The 16,687-nt window shown below is 67.8% G+C and carries 19 protein-coding genes; 8 read left to right on the top strand and 11 right to left on the bottom strand.

Features of this window, described 5'->3' with window-relative positions; genetic code table 11:
• Positions 1–104 precede the first annotated feature (104 nt).
• Together K4S16_RS24075 and K4S16_RS44445 are read right to left on the bottom strand one after the other, a co-directional pair.
• A complete protein-coding gene (locus K4S16_RS24075) occupies positions 105–605 on the bottom strand; it encodes a hypothetical protein (protein WP_149261306.1) in 501 nt (166 codons plus the stop codon).
• Between the two features lie 8 nt (positions 606–613).
• Positions 614–2,023, bottom strand: coding sequence for a hypothetical protein (locus K4S16_RS44445; protein ID WP_160161013.1), 1,410 nt, complete (start codon positions 2,021–2,023; stop codon positions 614–616).
• A gap of 755 nt (positions 2,024–2,778) precedes the next feature.
• On the opposite strand from K4S16_RS44445, the gene K4S16_RS24055 reads away from it, so the two are divergent.
• Positions 2,779–3,438, top strand: a complete 660-nt coding sequence (locus K4S16_RS24055) for a dihydrofolate reductase family protein (protein WP_149261303.1) — start codon at positions 2,779–2,781, stop codon at positions 3,436–3,438.
• 53 nt (positions 3,439–3,491) lie between these two features.
• On the opposite strand, the gene K4S16_RS24050 is transcribed toward K4S16_RS24055, so the two are convergent.
• Positions 3,492–4,694, bottom strand: coding sequence for an RNA-guided endonuclease TnpB family protein (locus tag K4S16_RS24050; protein ID WP_149261302.1), 1,203 nt, complete (start codon positions 4,692–4,694; stop codon positions 3,492–3,494).
• Positions 4,695–4,804: 110 nt separating this feature from the next.
• Between K4S16_RS24050 and K4S16_RS24045 the strand changes: the two genes are divergently transcribed.
• A complete protein-coding gene (locus tag K4S16_RS24045) occupies positions 4,805–5,311 on the top strand; it encodes a hypothetical protein (RefSeq protein ID WP_149261301.1) in 507 nt (168 codons plus the stop codon).
• Positions 5,312–5,398: 87 nt separating this feature from the next.
• Here K4S16_RS24045 and K4S16_RS24040 read toward each other — a convergent pair whose 3' ends face one another.
• On the bottom strand, positions 5,399–6,235 hold the full coding sequence (locus K4S16_RS24040; protein WP_149261300.1) for an SDR family NAD(P)-dependent oxidoreductase: 837 nt from the start codon (positions 6,233–6,235) through the stop codon (positions 5,399–5,401).
• Positions 6,236–6,311: 76 nt separating this feature from the next.
• Between K4S16_RS24040 and K4S16_RS24035 the strand changes: the two genes are divergently transcribed.
• Positions 6,312–6,728 carry a helix-turn-helix domain-containing protein gene (locus K4S16_RS24035; protein ID WP_149261299.1) on the top strand — a complete coding sequence of 139 codons (417 nt, stop codon included), beginning with the start codon at positions 6,312–6,314 and terminating at the stop codon, positions 6,726–6,728.
• 2 nt (positions 6,729–6,730) lie between these two features.
• On the opposite strand, the gene K4S16_RS24030 is transcribed toward K4S16_RS24035, so the two are convergent.
• From K4S16_RS24030 to K4S16_RS24020, 3 genes are read right to left on the bottom strand one after another with little or no spacing between them, the layout of a single operon-like run.
• Positions 6,731–6,958, bottom strand: coding sequence for a DUF397 domain-containing protein (locus K4S16_RS24030; RefSeq protein ID WP_149261298.1), 228 nt, complete (start codon positions 6,956–6,958; stop codon positions 6,731–6,733).
• Positions 6,913–7,113, bottom strand: coding sequence for a DUF397 domain-containing protein (locus K4S16_RS24025; RefSeq protein WP_149261297.1), 201 nt, complete (start codon positions 7,111–7,113; stop codon positions 6,913–6,915). Before K4S16_RS24025 ends, K4S16_RS24030 begins: the two co-directional genes overlap by 46 nt.
• Positions 7,110–7,925 carry a helix-turn-helix transcriptional regulator gene (locus K4S16_RS24020; RefSeq protein WP_160161012.1) on the bottom strand — a complete coding sequence of 272 codons (816 nt, stop codon included), beginning with the start codon at positions 7,923–7,925 and terminating at the stop codon, positions 7,110–7,112. The genes K4S16_RS24025 and K4S16_RS24020 overlap by 4 nt, the downstream gene beginning before the upstream one ends.
• A 181-nt stretch (positions 7,926–8,106) precedes the next feature.
• Between K4S16_RS24020 and K4S16_RS44440 the strand changes: the two genes are divergently transcribed.
• Positions 8,107–8,457 carry an ATP-binding protein gene (locus tag K4S16_RS44440; protein ID WP_160161011.1) on the top strand — a complete coding sequence of 117 codons (351 nt, stop codon included), beginning with the start codon at positions 8,107–8,109 and terminating at the stop codon, positions 8,455–8,457.
• Positions 8,458–8,514: 57 nt separating this feature from the next.
• Here K4S16_RS44440 and K4S16_RS24010 read toward each other — a convergent pair whose 3' ends face one another.
• Positions 8,515–10,017 (bottom strand): MFS transporter, encoded by a 1,503-nt coding sequence (locus tag K4S16_RS24010; protein WP_200842076.1) that lies wholly within the window; start codon positions 10,015–10,017, stop codon positions 8,515–8,517.
• Between the two features lie 294 nt (positions 10,018–10,311).
• Here K4S16_RS24010 and K4S16_RS24005 point away from each other — a divergent pair, with 294 nt between their 5' ends.
• The gene (locus K4S16_RS24005) at positions 10,312–10,905 is read left to right on the top strand and encodes a helix-turn-helix domain-containing protein (RefSeq protein WP_200842075.1); all 594 of its coding nucleotides are present in this window, start codon (positions 10,312–10,314) and stop codon (positions 10,903–10,905) included.
• A gap of 120 nt (positions 10,906–11,025) precedes the next feature.
• Positions 11,026–11,904: a class I SAM-dependent methyltransferase gene (locus tag K4S16_RS24000; protein ID WP_375708344.1), complete on the top strand. Its 879-nt coding sequence runs from the start codon at positions 11,026–11,028 to the stop codon at positions 11,902–11,904.
• Positions 11,905–11,944: 40 nt separating this feature from the next.
• Here the strand turns inward: K4S16_RS24000 and K4S16_RS23995 are convergent, their stop codons facing one another.
• A complete protein-coding gene (locus K4S16_RS23995; RefSeq protein ID WP_149261292.1) occupies positions 11,945–12,421 on the bottom strand; it encodes a MarR family winged helix-turn-helix transcriptional regulator in 477 nt (158 codons plus the stop codon).
• A gap of 98 nt (positions 12,422–12,519) precedes the next feature.
• On the opposite strand from K4S16_RS23995, the gene K4S16_RS23990 reads away from it, so the two are divergent.
• Positions 12,520–13,602, top strand: coding sequence for an epoxide hydrolase family protein (locus K4S16_RS23990; protein ID WP_149261291.1), 1,083 nt, complete (start codon positions 12,520–12,522; stop codon positions 13,600–13,602).
• Positions 13,603–13,914: 312 nt separating this feature from the next.
• Here the strand turns inward: K4S16_RS23990 and K4S16_RS23985 are convergent, their stop codons facing one another.
• On the bottom strand, positions 13,915–14,724 hold the full coding sequence (locus tag K4S16_RS23985; protein ID WP_149261290.1) for an NUDIX domain-containing protein: 810 nt from the start codon (positions 14,722–14,724) through the stop codon (positions 13,915–13,917).
• A 562-nt stretch (positions 14,725–15,286) separates the two neighbouring features.
• On the opposite strand from K4S16_RS23985, the gene K4S16_RS23970 reads away from it, so the two are divergent.
• Positions 15,287–15,967, top strand: coding sequence for a hypothetical protein (locus K4S16_RS23970; protein ID WP_200842074.1), 681 nt, complete (start codon positions 15,287–15,289; stop codon positions 15,965–15,967).
• Between the two features lie 35 nt (positions 15,968–16,002).
• Here the strand turns inward: K4S16_RS23970 and K4S16_RS23965 are convergent, their stop codons facing one another.
• Positions 16,003–16,413 carry an HIT family protein gene (locus tag K4S16_RS23965; protein WP_200842073.1) on the bottom strand — a complete coding sequence of 137 codons (411 nt, stop codon included), beginning with the start codon at positions 16,411–16,413 and terminating at the stop codon, positions 16,003–16,005.
• Positions 16,414–16,687: the final 274 nt, after the last annotated feature.

Genomic DNA, 16,687 nt, shown 5'->3' with positions numbered 1-16,687 from the left:
CGGTCGCGAGCTTCCCCGCATCCGCGTGAGCTCCTCGGTGGCGATACCGCACTGGTGGACGGCACGATCGTATCGACCTGGAACTGCGCCCATTCTCCCGGAGGTCAACTCGCCTTCGACAACAACGTTCTCGCCCGGGACGCGATGTCGTCATCCTCCAGGCGCACATGGCGGAGGGCGAGGTCGGATGTGATCCGGCGCAGCACCTTCAACCACTCGGCTACGAAGGAATCGATGCTCACGGTCAACTGACTTCGCTCGTTGAGGAGAGGTTCGTAGCTTCCATGAACACTGTCCCAGCGCGAATTGATTCTGAGCGAATCTCCGTCACGTGCGATGTTCCAATCGGCGGAGAATGTGTCGGATCCCCAGTATACCTCCGTCTGGGAAATTTCGGGGTCCTGGACCTCTTCAAGCAGCGGGACCAAATCATCAAGCAGGACGGGAATGTCGTAGCGGTATTCGAGTCGCACGGGGACCCGGTTCCAGAACAAGATGGCATCTTCGGTATTCATGGGATACATTTGCGCTGTCGCGTGCGCCATGTCCGCAGCTGACGCGACCTCCAGGGTCTCCGGGCTTCCCACCTGCAGCCAAAAACTCATGTATATCCCTATCGAGTCAGCGGGTAGGCGTGAACCTTGCCATTGGGGCGCACCTTGACGAAAATGCTGTCTGGTGTGCTTGTCGTGCCATCTGGATGATACTCTATACAGTCATGCCCTTCGGGGAGTCTGAAGAACCGCTTCTTTCTCGGTCCTAGTTCGGCTCCGCGCTCCGTCGCGTACTGGACGTCTGCTGCGCTACCGAACCGCCCTTGCGGTCGACCGTCTTTTATCGCGCGAGCCATACCTTCAGACCAGTCGATACCGTGCTTCGTGGTCCCGAGCAGATCAGCTTCAGGCTTGTACTTCAGACCGTCTCTTTCGAAGCCTTTGCCGACTTCCTCTAACTGTTTTTTCTTACTGAGGCTGTCGAGACGCTGTTTGATCTGATCGAAGGATCGCTGTTGCTCCTCGGTGACAGGGTACGTCTCTCCCAAGTCGGGCGGGGCGCCGCTCTGTTTCGTGGCATCCGTTTCTTCCTCGGGCGGCCTGCCGTTCTCGTCAGCGTTGTCCTCGTTGTCGTCGTTATCACCGCCGCTGTAGGTGTCGACGTTGCTGCCGCCGCTGCCACCGCCGCCGCTGCCCTCGGTGTCGTCGTCCTCGTCGCCGGGTTGCGTCTCGGTGGCTGGAGGTTGCACTTCTGGCCCGAGCTCCCACCCTCCCGTGTCCTCGTCCTGGAGTGAGGCTTCTTGGTCGTCCTGGCCACTCAGGGTCTTTTGCCCGATTTCGTTGGAGGGTTGGACGCCTCGGGGCTCGGCGCGTTGCTGTTCTGCGTATTCGTGTTGTGCTTCGCGGGCGCGGGCGAGGCTTTCCAGGCGGGAAGGCAGCTGCTGGGAAGGTGGCGGATCGTCGGTCTTGTCGCCGGTCGAGCTGCCGTTGTCTTGGGGAGGTGCTTCCTTGTTGTCGCGGTTTCCCTGGTCACCGGCGTTACGGGTCTCCGATTGGCCGGTCTTGGCTTCCTGGTCGTCGTTGCCGCGATCAACCTCGTCCTCGCGTAGGTCCTCGGAATCGACCGGGCCGGGCTTCACCGCCTCCGGGCCACCGTTGCCGGTCTGGGCCGGGTCGGTTTCGCCGTCGTCAAGTTCGGTCGATGGGGGGTCGGAGTCAGTTTTGTCGGCCTCTGGGCCTTTCCTGACGTCCGGCTTCGCTTCGGCTGGGGAGCCACCCTGCGCCTGTGGCTTGTCGCGGGTCGGGTCGGCGGTGGAGCCGTTGGTCTTCGGATCGCGGTCGCCGGGCTGCCCGGTGCCGGCTTCGGGTCGTCCGGGAAACTTCCAGCCTGCTGCGGCGAGGCTGTCCATGCGGGGCGTTTTCCCGTCCGCTCCGGGATGGTCGTGCGATGACGTGCCGCCGGTGTCGGGTGACGTGGGCTTGTCGGTGGTCTCGGGGCCTTTGCCCGGCCCACCAGGGGGATTGTCCATGCCCACGCTCGTCAGCCCTTCCACTGGGGAGGCGGGCCGCTCCCAGGACAACGGTCGGGCAGCCCGCCAGGCTCGGCCCTGGACGCGCGGGGCTTACGTCACGGCAGAACCGCGCCCCATGTAACCGGGCATGTGCGAACTCTGCACGTGCACAGGTCGACCTCCTGGGGGTCGACATGCGCCCTAGCGCGGCCCGGGGCCCGGCAGGCAACCACTTTCGTGCATAGTTGAGGGCTTGCATAGGCGAATAATGAATACAGACAACTATAGACAAGTAATGTGGAGCTGACCTATTTGCAGAAATATGTAGTGTCCCAATTGCCGCTGTCACGATCTAGGTCATCCGCTTGGCGAGGTCTCTCCAGTTCGGTGTCCCGCCATCGCGGCGATCGCCGAGGTCCTCGGCCTGTCGTTGGACGAGGTGCGGGCCGAGATTCCGACCCGAGCGTGACGCCGAACCGACCAGCACCGATCGCAGTACAGCCTTAAGCGCGTTAGCTTCCGCAGCGCCCTTGGAAGCGTCCGCGAAAAAGGGAGTGCGAGTACGGCCATCCGTCTCGACGACACGGCCAGAGCACGCGTTGCGACGCCCGCCGGGATTCGCCGACTGCGACGAGTCGAGCGCGACCGGGCTTGGAGGCTCCCGCATTCGGGTGGGGGGCTCCTGTGGGGACGCGGAGGGGGTTCCCGAACCGTGATGAGTTCTGCGGCGTATGGCGGTCGTACTGTCGAACCCGTTACCGAGGAGGCGCCTGATGCGCAGCGTGATCTATTCGATGGCCGTCTCACTTGACGGCTACATCGTCGGGCCGGACGGCGGCTTCGGCTGGGCGGCGCCCGACGAGGAGGTCTTCCGCTTCTCCATCGAGGAGATCCAAGGAGTCGGTGTCCACCTGATGGGGCGCCGGCTCTACGAGACGATGCTGTACTGGGAGACCGGCGACCAGGTCTCATCGTTCGACGACTCGGAGCGCGAATGGGCGGCACTCTGGAACCCGCTTCCGAAGGTGGTGTTCTCCACCACGCTGACGGAGGTGCGGGGCAATGCCCGCCTGGCCTCCGGTGGCCTGGCGGAGGAGATCGAGCGGCTGCGGGCCGAGCCGGGGGAAGGCAGCATCGCGATCGGCGGCGCGACCCTCGCCGGCCAAGCGGCCGATCTGGATCTGATCGATGAGTACCGGGTCAGGGTCTACCCGGTGCTCGTTGGGGGCGGCACTCCGTTCTACCCCCAGCACAAGCGCCAGGCGGATCTCGAACTCGTTGAGACCCGCACCTTCGCAAGAGTCGTCTACCTCCACTACCGCATGGCGCGCCAGGCGCGTCTTAGGACGACTGTCGCCTCTGCTTCTCGGCCTGGGCCGGAGCCGCCGGGCCGAGAGCAAGGCATACGAGGAGTTCGGCCTCATACGCCATGATCTGCCCTTGACGTCCTCCCCTGCCTGAAGGCGGGGGATTCCAACCCGGTCTCCTACGCAGGCAGGAGCAAAGATTGAGGTTCGCGGTTCACGGCCCCGCCTTCCGGCTGGAGGGCTCCCCGCGCTGCCACCGTGCGTCCCACGGCGGTGTCTCGGATGTTGCGTGCGGCGTTGACGTCGGCGTGGGCCTGGTGCCCGCAGGCGACGCACCGGAACACCGCTTGGCTCTCGCGGTTCTCCGGGGCGCGGTGCCCGCAGGGGTTGCAGGTCTGCGACGTGTACGCCGGGTTCACCCGGATCACGCGGCCGGGTGCTTTGTGTTCGAGGCGGGCGGCGAGCTGCCCCCACCCGTTGGCCAGGATCCCCCGGTTGAGTCCGGCCTTGTGGCGGACGCCCGCGCCGGGGGCCCCGATGGTGCCCTTGGCCGAGCGGGTCATCGCGCGCACGTCGAGGTCCTCGACGGCGATCACCTCGAAGCGGCGCGCCAGATCTGTCGAGGTCTTCTCGACCCAGTCCTTGCGGCGGTCGGCCTCACGGGCTTTGAGCCGGGCCATGGCGGCCTTGATCCTGTTGCGGCGGTTGGATCCCCGCTTCGCGCGGGCCAGGCACCGCAGCAGCCGGTTCAGCCGCTCGGCCTCGCCGGGTGTCAGGCCCGCAACGGTCGAGGTCTCCCCGGTCGACAGTGCAGCGGACACGGCCACGCCCCGGTCGACGCCGACCGCCTGCCCGTTGCCGGGCGCGGGGACCGGGTCGGGGACCGCGGCGAACGCGACATGCCACCGGCCGGCGCGGTCACGGGTCACCCGGAACGACTTCACACCCTCGGGCACGGGCCGCGACCACCGGAACCGCACCCACCCCACCTTCGGGACCCGCACCTCACCCGTGCGGCGCGACAGGCGCCGCACGTCCCACTGCCGCCTGCGGACCCCGACGATCCGGAACCCCTCGTGCAACCCGGCCTTGCGCCACGTCGGGCGCCGGTGCGTGCCCGCGAAGAAGTTGCTCATCGCCTGCGCGAAATCCCGCAGCGCCTGCTGCTGCACCGTCTGCGAACCGGCCGCCAGCCACGGGTTCGCGGCGCGGGCCTCGGTCAACTGGCGGGCCTGGGCGAGATACCCCGGCGCGGGACCACGGCGCGGCGTCCACCACGACTGCTGCTCCACGGCCAGGTTCCACACGAAGCGGGCATGCCCGCAATGCTCCAGCAGCCCCGCCTCCTGCAGAGAGGTCGGACACAAGCGGTACCGGTACATGCGCACAACGTACAGACAGCCACCGACAAACCCGGGACGGTCCCCATGCCGCACCAAGCCGCGTTCCCTCCCCGCCCTGAAGGACAGGGCCTCCACGCTGCAGGTATCCGATGACCAACGAACAGAGCGCCTGGGACCAGTGGCTCGCCGGCCTCCCGACGCAACAGCGCGCCGCCGCGATCGCACTGCGGGACCGCTTCGCCCAAGTCGGTGCAGACGGACCGGAGGAGTGGGCCATGTCGGAGGTCTCCGAAGACATCCCCCAGCTGGCGGGCTTCCTGCTGCTGCGCCGCCTCTGGGACGAGGTCCTCGACGGATGGGGCAGTCCGGGCGCGGTGGAGAACGTCCCTGCGGCAGCTCGCCTGCTCGCCGCCGGAGCCGAACGCGACGACATCGTGCTCACCATGCAAGCCGCCGCGTTCGAGGCGGTCTTCGGCACACTGCTCGTGATCGACGATTCCAGTGCCACCACCCCGGATGACCAGCCGTATCCAGGCTGGAGTCTTCACGAGACCGACTCCACCGGCCAAGACACCGGACGACGCCTGGGCGGCCTTTACGAGAGCCTTCGCGCAACGGACCCGTCCGGACGCGACGCTCAGGGCTTCTCGACCTGACACGTCTTGCACGTCCACCCGCACGCTTCACCAAGATGGCCCCTTCGCCAGATGGCGCTGACCTGCGGATAGTCGGCTGAATTGGCGCTAGCGGCTGCGGCTGCGCAGCAGGTCTCGCGTGTAGGCGGCGAGACGGGCGGCATCGTCAGGGTCCAAGGTCTTCAGGGACATGTCGACGGGCTTGCCGCGATCGATCGCGGACAGCGCGCTTTCGGGCGGTTGGTCGATCCATTCGACGATCGGCCGGACCGCGTCGGCGACGGGACGAGCGAAGAATCTCGCGAGCAGTCTGATCGTGTTTCGGATGAGCGGGTTCGGGTGACCGTCGGCTCCACTGCGCGTGAATCCGGGATGGTAAAGGATGTAGCGGACCTTGCTCTCCGCCTGGCCGGCGAACGCGACGCCGAGCAGGTCGTTCGCCCGGCCGGCCTGGAGTTGGGCACGCACCTGCCCGTAACGGCGCGCCAGCTGCGGATCGTCCCAAAAGATCTTTCCTGCGGTGCTCCCGACACCGGCCACGTTGATGATCACGGGGTCGGGAGCGGCGTCGAGAAGCGGGCGCAGCCGGTGGCCGAGCAGATAGCGGCTCAGGTAGTAAAGGGCGAAGGTGAACTCGAGTCCGTCCTGGGTCTCTTTGTATTCGGGACTGATCCGGTTGGCGAACAATGCCAGCGCATCGATGGCCTGATGCTGCTCGGAGATGTCAGCGATGACCCGTTCGACTTCGGCGATCGAGGACAAGTCCGCCCGCAGAAACCGCAGGTTCGGATCGGCGGCGTGGTCGAGCAGGGCGCGGCCCCTCGCCTCGTTACTGCCGATCACGGTGACGTGGTCGCCTCTGGCCAGCCGTTCCAGGGCGACCGCCCGGCCCATGCCGGTGGTCCCGCCGCTGATGATGACGGTCTTGGACGGCTGGTCCGGCACTGTGCGACTCCCTAGTCTCGTAAGCGGCACGTCTGATCATGTGCCGCCCCGGCGGATGGCGGAAGAAGGCAGTTAGATGTCCGGTACGAACACCGGTGTTCCCTCTGTGCTGGCGCATGACCTGCCTCGCCCGGTGCCCGCCGACGAGTTGGCCGCGTGTCCGGTCGGGGACGTGTTCCGGCGGGTGGGCGACAAGTGGAGCATGCTCCTGGTGATCCTTCTCGGGGGTCGTCCGCACCGGTACAACGAACTGCACCGTGCCGTCGACGGCATCAGCCAACGCATGCTGACCCGTACCCTGCGAGGTCTGGAGGCCGACGGGCTGGTAAGACGCGAGGTGCACCCGACGGTGCCGCCAAGCGTCGAGTACAGCCTGAGCCCGCTCGGCGGCAGTCTGCTGGAACCGCTTTCAGCGCTGGCCGACTGGGCAGTCCGCCACGAGGCGGAAATCAACGAGGCCCGCTCCCGACACACGGACGCCCGGCGACGCTAACGTTAGTACTGCTTGAGCCGCTGGATCAGGCGGGCGGCTTCCGCCACGGACAGAGAGAGGTGGCCCCCACCCGGGTCCTTGCTGTCCCGCACCCCGACCCCGGCGTCTGGCGCAAGTCGTCCCAGCTCAACGCAGTGCTGGTCATCTGCTCCACCGCTGTGAGTGCTCTTGCGCCATGCGTTCGTCACGCTTGACTTTCCTGATACTGCTTGAGCCGCTGGATCAGACATGCAGCCTCCGCAACAGGCAGCGAGAGGTGACCACCGTCTGGGTTCTTGGAGTCCCGAACACCGATCTCGCCCCCTGGCGCGAGGCGGCTGACCTCAACACAGTGCTCATCATTCACGCCGCCGCTGTACGAGCTCTTCCGCCACTTCGTACTCATGTGAGTCGCTCCGCATACTGCTTGATGATCTCGCGAGAGGCTTCCTCAGAGGCAGCCTTCACGCCGATGCGATCGAACATAACGGACAGCTCCCGAACCTCGCCAGGCGTTTCGATCAGGCGTCCGCCATGCTGCGCACCGGAGTACGCGACGTCGCGGTCCTCCAGTCCAAGGATCTGCACCGACCCCTCGAAACCCATGTGCGCGCCGGACGAGAAAGGGATGATGCGCAAACTCACATGCGGAAGCTCAGCAAGGGCAAGCAGATGCTCAAACTGCTTCCTCATTACGTCTGGGCCACCGACCATGCGGGCGAGGACAGCCTCGTCAATCACCGCCCAGGTCAGGAGCGAATCTCCCTTCTCCCAGTACGCCCGCTTGCGCGCGACGCGGCGAGCCATGGTCGCGTCCAGATCTTTGAACCTGCTCGCCTCGACGCAGGCCCAGGTGTAGTCGTCTGTTTGGAGCGCCAGGGGGACGGCCTGACCGTGATAGGTCTTGACGGAGATGGCCTCCTCTTCGTACTTGTCGAGCTGCCTCCCCCAATCCGGATCGTGCATCATTCGGGCAAACCAGAGTAAGAGCTGCAACAGCCTTCCGGTCCCGTACTTCTCGTCGAGCTTCACCAAATGATCTTCTTGAGGACGCTGCCTCCCCGCCTCGATGTTACAAACAGAAGACCTCGTGACTCCGATGATCTTTCCGGCCTGAGCGAGCGAGAGACCAGCCCTCTCGCGAAGAAAACGCAGGTAGAAGGCCAGGAAGTGATACATGGAGATCTTGGGATCGAGGGGATCGCGAACGAGGGGCACCAGTCCTCCTGTTTTGCAATGTTGTATGTACAGGTCAACACTAAGACCCCCCGTGATCCTTGTCGCAGGAAATCAAAATCTCGGCAAGGGCGGGGCGATGGCGATGGCGATGACAGCGAGTGGGGATCTGGTTATGCCCCTTATGGGCACACCGTCCGCAGTGGGACTGGCGCGAACGCTTGTGGATGCACGAATCCGCAACTGGCACTATTTCCACATTCTGGACAGTGCGCTTCTGGTCGTCTCGGAGCTCGTGACCAACGCGGCCCGGCAGACGCCGCACGAGGAGATCCGCCTCCAGCTCAGCCGGGACGGGCACGGCATCGTCATCGCCGTCTGGGACGCCGACTACGCCCTGCCCCAGACCAAGCCGATGAAGGAACTCACCCTCGAAGACCTGGACCTGTCGGAGGAGGCGTTCGACGACAACGGCGGCTGGGGCCTGCACATCGTCCAAGCGCTGTCGGCCAAGTGCGGCGTCACCGGTGACCCGGCAGGCGGCAAGTGGGTCTGGTCACGCATCCATCCGTGATCTACCGGCTGTCGGCCGCGTGTCCGCCGCCATCGGGCGGGAGATGGCGGCGGCACGTTATTCGGCCGGCTCCGCCTGGTCGGCCGTGGGGGCGCCGCGCTTCGGGCCTCGGGCTAGGACGAAGAGGAGCAGGGCTGCCATGACGGCGACGCCTGCCCACATGGACTGCTGCCAGCCCTCGACGAACGACTGCTGGGCGGCATGCACAAGTGTCGGTGCATGCGGGCCCGCGCCGTCGGCCGCTTTCATGGCGTTGGCGACGCCTTCACGGGCGGTGGCGGCGGTGCTCGAAGGGACGCCGTCGAGCTTACCGCTGATGGCGTTGCGGTAGCCGACGGCCAAGAGGGTGCCCAGCAAGGCGACGCCCAATGCCGTACCGAGTTCCCGAGTGACGTCGTTGAGCGCAGACGCGACGCCCTGGCGTTCGCGTGGCAGGGAGGCGGTGATGGCCTCGGTCGAAGGGGTCATCGACAGGCCCATGCCGATGCCCATGGCGAGCATGCCGGGGAGGACGGACAGGTAGCCGCCGTCAACGGAGACGATGCCGGCCATAAGCGCCAGGCCGGCGCCCGCCAGCAGGATGCCCGTCGCCATGGTCGCGCGGGGGCCGACATGGGCGGCCATCTTGGGGGCTAGGCCCGAGGCCGCCATCATCAGTACGGCCATGGGCATGAGCGCGAGTGTGGACATCAGCCCCGACCAGCCCAGCACGGCCTGGAGGAAGGGGAACAGGACCACGAAGATGCCGGCCTGCACCCCGAAGACCGTCATCAGCGTGATGGAGCCGCCGGCCAGGCCGCGCTCGCGGAACAGGCGCACGTCCAGCAGCGAGGCGTCCCGGCGGTGCAGCTCCCAGGTCACGAAGCAGACGGTGGCGGCGATCCCGGCGGTGAGGCTGATCAGGACGGCGGGGTGGGTCCAGCCGCGCTGCGGCCCCTCCTGCAGGACGAGGACGAGGCCGATCACGGCGATGACGGAGGTCAGCGCCCCGACGATGTCGAAGGAGTGCCCGGAGGCCTCGCGGGAGTCGGGCACCGAGCGCAGCACCATGACGAGCGCGACGATGACCAGGACGACGGGCAGGACGAACAGCCATCGCCAACTCGCCAGGTCCACGAGGGCGGCGGACAGGAACATGCCGAGGATGCCGCCGCCCCCGGCGACGCCGGTCCAGACGCCGATCGCCCGGCCGCGTTCCCGGGCGGGGAAGGTGGAGGTGATCACCGCGAGGGTGATCGGCATGATCATCGCCGCGCCGACGCCGCCGAGCAGGCGCGCGGCGAGCATGACCTCGGCCGACGGGGCCAGACCCGCGAGGACGCCGGCGATGCCGAAGACGCCCAGACCGGCGATCAGCATGGGTTTGCGGCCCAGCCGGTCGCCGATCGCGCCGAGCGGCAGGAGCAGGGCGGCCAGTGCGAGGGTGTACACGTTGATGATCCAGAGGATCGTGCTCTGCGATGCGTCGAAGGCTGCGGCCAGATCGGGCTGGGCGACGTTCAGCCCGGACACCGAGGCGATGACGGCCATCAACGCGACGCAGACCGCGATCAGGATCATGCGTAGTCGGCGTGGGTCCGGTGAGTCCTGGCCCGAGGCGGCGCCCCCGGCTTCGGCAGCTCCGGTGGCGCCCACCTGCGGAGACTGGTTCATACTCATGGATTCCTCTCAAAGGGCATGCGGACTGCGCGCCGGGCGAGCCGGTCGCATCGGACGGGGAAGGCGGAGCCGCGCGCCACAGGGGCGCGGTCGCGTGGTGCTCCGGCGCGGGCGGATGTCGGCGGGTGGCGCCGCCGTCCGCCCTACCTGCACGGAAGCTAGTCGCGTTTGCCCAAGAGGCATAGAATTTTGCTTATGACGCAAGATGATGGAGAACTGGACGGCCTGGTGCGCAAACGAATCCGCGCCCTGCGGGTCGCGCAGGGATGGTCGCTGGAGGAGTTGGCCAAGCGCGCCCATCTCAGCCAGTCCACGCTCAGCCGCATCGAGAACGGTCGGCGGCGCCTGGCACTGGACAGCCTCGTCACGCTCGCCCGCGCCCTGGACACCACTCTCGATCAGCTCGTCGAGGACGCGTCCGACGACGTGGTCATCAGCCCGATGATCGACAGCGCCCACAGCACGATGCGCTGGCCCATCAAGGCCGATCCCGGCATGATCGTCGTACGTCAGCGCATGACCGAGCCGCCGCCTGACAACCCGTCGCGAATGCGCGCTCACCCCGGACGCGAATGGCTGGTCGTCCTGTCCGGCACCGCGGTCCTGATGCTGGGGCACCGCCGCTTCCGCGTCGAGACCAACCAGGCCGCGGAGTTCCCCACGATGCTGCCGCACGCCATCGGCGCCGAGGGCGGCCCCTGCGAGATCCTGGGCATCTTCGACCGGGACGCCCGCCGCGGTCACCAGCGCGGTGACGGCGACGACGACGCGAACCGCCCCGAGCAGTGACGGACGCGGCGCACACCGGCCCGGTACGCAGCTTGCGCGGTCGGCAGATCAGACGGGCATCGCCTTGCGCGTTCGGCAAGCCGCGATGCCATTGACGCATGGGCGATGCAGGATGGCGGCGTGAACGCCACTCCACCGCATGCAGCGCACCCCGGCCACCACCTGGGGCATCAGCCCGATCACCCGCACGACCTCGACGGCCAGGCCGAGCTCCTCGACCTGGACGCGGAGGTCCTCGCCGACCACATCGCCGGCATCACCGCCTGGCTACCCGTCCATGCGGAACCCCGTCAGATCGTGGATCTGGGCTGCGGGACGGGCACCGGCGCCCTGGCCCTGCTCGCCCAGTTTCCCCAGGCACACGTGACCGCCGTCGATTCCTCGCCCGGTTATCTCCACCGCCTCCAGGAGAAGGCGCGCGCAGTGGGGGTGGCGGATCTCGTCCACCCCGTCCAGACCGACCTCGACGCCGACTGGCCCGACCTCGGCACGCCGGACCTGGTGTGGGCCTCGGCCTCGATGCACCACATGGCCGACCCCGAGCGCGCCTTGCGCAAGGTCCACGACATCCTCGTGCCGGGGGGCCTCTTCGCCGTCGTCGAACTGGCCGGCTTCCCCCGCTTCCTGCCCGCTGACGCCCCAGAGGACCGACCGGGCCTGGAGGAGCGCTGCCACGCCGCGGCCGACCACCTCCACGCCGGACGCGTGGACCATCGCGGCGCCGACTGGGGGCCGATGCTGACCGCCGCCGGATTCACCATCGAGGGCGAACGCACCTTCTCCGTGAACATCGCGGGCTCCCGCAGCGAGGCGGTCGGCCGCTACGCCCTGGGGGGCCTGCGGCGCATCCGCGCCAAGGTCGCCGATGCACTCTCGGCGGACGACCTCGCCGCGCTCGACCGGCTGCTCGACGACGATGGCCCTCACAGCGTCCTGCGCCGCGACGACCTCGCGGTACGCACCGAACGCACCGTCTGGGCCGCCCGCCGCAACGAGTGAGCCGCCCGTCGTCCAGCCCTCGTCAGCGGCGGCGGATGGGTTACTTCGCGTCGTGCGGGCGGGGGTGCGAGGGGCGGTGGTGCTCGGTCAGGACGATGAGCAGGCGGGTGAGTTCGTCCTTCTGGCCGGGGGTGAAGGGGGCGAGGAGTTCGCGCTGGGCGTCGGTGACGAGCGCGTCGAGGTGCTCCAGGCGGCGATGGCCGGCGGGGGTGAGGGTGATGACGTTCCGGCGGCGGTCGGCGGGGTCGGCCTCTCGGCGGATGTATTCGGCGCCGGCGAGTTCGTTGAGGACGGCGACCATGTCGCTGCGGTAGATGCCGGTGCGGCGGCTGAGTTCGGCCTGGCTGGCGGCACCGGCCTCGGCGAGCGCGGTCAGCACGGCGAAGTGCCACTTGCGAGCGCCTTCGCCGGCCAGGCGCTCGCTGACGAGCCGGTCGGCGGCGGCCGCGGCCCCGGCGAGCAGGCGGCTGGGGATGGCGCGCAGCCGGGCCGGAGTGGGTTCGGGGGTCGGGCTCATGGGTTCTCCTCCACCTCTTGCGTTAGTGACACTAACAGTCTAGTTTCGTTAGTGACACGAACGTTAGACCTCCGAACGATTTTCCTGGAGTGAAGATCATGATCAAGCCGTACCGCATCGACATCCCCCAGGCCGACCTCGACGACCTGGCCGACCGCCTCTCCCGCACCCGTTGGCCCAACGAGATCGCCGGTGCCGGGTGGGACTACGGCTTCCCGCTGGCTCGGCTGAAGGAACTCGCCGAGTACTGGCGCACCGGCTACGACTGGCGTGCGCAGGAGGCCGAGCTGAACGAGCTTCCGCACTTCACCACCGAGATCGACGGCCAGAACATCCACTTCGTCCACGTCCGGTCCTCGAAGCCGGACGCGCTCGCGCTGATCCTCACCCACGGGTGGCCCGGTTCGTTCCTGGAGTTCCTCGACGTGATCGAGCCCCTGTCGCGCGACTTCCACCTGGTGATTCCGTCCATCCCGGGTTTCGGTTTCTCCGGGCCGACCTCTGAGCGCGGCTGGGATGTCGTCCAGGTCGCGCGGGCCTGGGCCGAGCTGATGCGCCGGCTGGGGTACAAGCGCTATGGCGCGCAGGGGGGCGACTTCGGCGCGGGCATCTCGATGGCGCTCGGCGCGGTCGTACCCGAACAGGTCGTCGGGGTGCACGTCAACTACCTGCCGACCCGGCCGGTCCCGGACGCCGACATCGAACTGTCGGAAACGGATGAGGCCCGGCTGGACAAGGTTCGGAAGTTGATGGCGAATCGTCCGCCGTACCAGGCTCTGCAGGCGCTCACCCCGCAGACCATCGGCTACGCGCTGACCGACTCGCCGGTCGGCCAGTTGGTCTGGATCGCCGAGCGCTTCGCGCAGTGGACCGACCCTCGCTCGCAGATCAGCGACGAGCGGATGCTCACCGACATCTCGCTGTACTGGCTGACCGCCACGGCGGCGTCCTCGGCGCGCCTGGCCCGCGAGACTCCGCGGCGGATCGAGCCGTGCCCGGTACCGGTCGGCGTGGCGGTGCTCCCCCACGACATCACGCAGTCGGTGCGACCGCTGGCCGAGCGGCTGTACGACATCAGGCACTGGTCGGAGTTCGAGCGCGGCGGCCACTTCGCCGCGATGGAGGTGCCGGAACTGCTCGCCGAGGACGTCCGGGACTTCTTCCTTACCCTCCTCAAGTGACACGGGCGTCAGCTCGTCGAACTACGCGAGGAAGCCATCATGACCGGCACCGAAACCCTGATCCGCGAACGCGCATAGCGGCCGCGGCAGCGGAGCGCCGCAACGAGTGAGGCGCCCGTCGTCCAGACCCTGTCAGCGGCGGCATGTGGCTGTGGTCACGCAAGCATTCTCGCGAGAGGGCAGGTTGTGCCGTCGAACTCCGAGGTGTTGCGTCACCAGGACTCAGCACTCCAGCCAGCTCCTTCGAATGGCGCGCAGGTGGGGGCGTCGCCTTTCGGACGACCCGGGGCTCTCCGCAGCGTGCCGAGCGGCTCAGTCGTCCGGGGTCCACCCGTGGACGCTGAAGGCTTCCCCGCGCTCGATCGCGGCGAGGGCCCGCGCACAGTGGGGGATCAGGTCGGCCGGTGGAGCCGCTGGGTCGATCCACAGCGCCTCCGATGCCTTATCGGGCTCGGCCGCACGCGGTTCGCCTCCCCAGCGGCGGAAGGTGAACCAGTAGTCGCTGATCGCGTGGCAGGGGCCGGGCAACGACGCCTCGGCGCGGTGCATAACGTGGCTGAACACGGCATCGTCGCGGTGAAGGGTCACGCCGGTCTCTTCCCCGGCCTCCCGGATCGCGGCCGCCAGGACGTCTTCGCCGGGCTCGATCCGTCCGGCGGGCGGGCAGAGCCAGCCGTCGCGGTAGCCGGTGTTGTGGCGGCGCAGCACCAGCACCGCGCCGTCCTCGCGCCGCAGCAACACGTGGGGCGCGATGAAGGATCCGTGCCAGCCGTTCGCAGCGACCGCGTCCGCCCCGCCGACCTCGCGGGCGGAGACGACGCCGAGCCGTTTAGCCATGTGCTGTCCGGCCTGGTCAGGGCCCCCGGCCAGGTCGACCATGGGCACGGCGGCGGAAAGGATCACGTCGGCCAACTCGTCCAGCACATCCGCGGCGGTCTTGTGGATGCCCTTGCGGGGATTGCCGCCGGTCATCCCGAGGTAGGCCTCGACGACCTCGCCGACCTCTTCGGCGATCTTCATCACCAGCAGATGCGTCGGCACGTCGGCCAGATAGCCGGTCCGGATCCGGGCGGAATCGGCCCAGAAACCGCGGCAAGGCTCAGCGCCTTCGGAATTCACCACGCCGCGACCCTAGAACCCGCAGCGCCGACACATCCTCGATTCTCGAACACTCGGCCGAACCATAGGCCCCTCGGGCGGACCGGTGGTGACGAACGTCCGGCCGCGGTCGGTAAGACGCACCGAACCCGGCAGCCGCCGGAGTCGTCGGAAGCCCTGTAACGGCTTCCGAGTCGGCCGCTTCGGCCCCACGAAGCCGACAAGATCATGCAATAGTGTCGCGAGCCGATTCCGGGCCGGGTGTTCGGGACGTCCGCGGCAGCACTTGGAGGAGCTCTCGGTGACAGGACCCGCTGGTCCGCCGTGGGGACAAGGCGGACACAGGCCACCGCCTCCCCCCATTCCGCCGCAACACCGTCCACCCCCTCCCGGATATGGACCACCGCCGCCCTGGTGGCAGGGCCCGCCACCGCCGCCGCCGCAGTATCCGCCTCACCCGCAACGTCCCTACCCGCCCCAGCCCCCGCCTCCGCACCCGCCGTATCGGCCGCCCGGACCTCCGCGGCCGCCGTCGCGGGCGCGGCGGATCCTCCGGAAGCTGAACCCGTTCCTCGCCGCGCGGGCGGTGTTCCGGCCTTCACGGCCGGACCTGATCGTCGACACGCACGTCCGGAAGCTGCAGGTCGCCCGTGCCTGGGCGGGCATCGTGGTGACTCTCGCCGTGGCCGGGGTCTACAGGGCCACCGCCCCCAAGGAACTGGCGGACGAGCGGTTCGGTGACGCCTGGATCAACGTCCTGATCCTCACTTGCGTCCTGCCACTGGTCGTGGGCGCCTTCGTCGTTGCCGCCCGGCCGCCGAACCGTGGCGCTTTCGCGCGCCGGCTCCGCTACCCGTTGATAGCGGTCGCGGCGATGTTCGGCTCCATGTTCACGTTCGTGCTCGCGGCCGTACCCGATCTGGAGGGTGCGCGCGACGCGGCGGGGCCGGTGGTGATGATCCCCGTGGGAGTGGTCCTTTTCCTCTGGATGCTCCCCTTCACCCTCTACGGCATCGTCCTCTCACTGACCAACGTGTTCCGGACGGCCGACATCCACGAGGTGGTACCGCCCCTGGTGAGCGTGTCGGCGTCCTGGGTGATGGCCGTGGTCAACCTTTTCAGCGACTCCTACAAGGGAGTTCCGCAGGTCCTGGCCCTGGCACTGATGCTCGGGGCGCCGGTGACGGTATCCGCTCTCGCCTACTACGAACTGCGCAGACTCCGCCTCCTGCACGGCATCACGCTAGCCAACACACTCCTGCGCTGACCCGCACCTTCGGATGCCTCTCCGGGCTGTTCGCATCAGCGAGGCGTAGTGATCAGCTCCAGGGTGCGTTCTAGTTCGTGAGCCGGAGCCTGGTGGGAGTTCCACATCAAGCGCAGATCGTCACCATGTCGGCGCGGAACCACATGGGTGTGGAAGTGGAAGACCTCCTGCCCGGCGGCTTCTCCAGTGGAGTGGGTCACGTTCACTCCGTCTGGCGCCAGTGTCGCCTTCACCAGGGCGGCGACCCGATGCGCCATCCGAGCAACAGCCTCATGAACGGGCTCGGAGATGGTCCAGATATCGGCGGCGTGTTCACGCGGGACGACCAGCGTGTGTCCCGGCGCGGCCGGGGCGATGTCGAGGAACGCCACGGTGCGCTCGTCCTCAAGGACCCGATATGACGGCAGCCGCCCCGCAACGATCCCGCAAAAGGTGCAGTCCTTCACCACCTGATGATCACATTTCCCGACCGGAGCGCCCCGACGGGAGGGTGCGCCCACTGCGCAGGTGTGGCCGGATTCGGCCAGCCGCGAACCACGGATACGGGTTGAAATCACCCGGCGACGATCAGCTACGAATGGTGGATGGGTATCGGGCTGAGTGTCACCACGAACGAAACCCCCGACGGACGGACCATCGTCCACTACGACGGGCAGTCCTTCGAGCTGACTCCCTCCCCCGGTCAGACATCCCTGGAGGTTGGGTGTCAAGCGGCGAGGT

The sequence above is a fragment of the Actinomadura sp. K4S16 genome (assembly GCF_008327685.1).
GTDB lineage: Bacteria > Actinomycetota > Actinomycetes > Streptosporangiales > Streptosporangiaceae > Spirillospora.
Note: the sequence above shows the minus strand (reverse complement) of the source record. Positions and strands in the feature narration are given on the sequence as shown.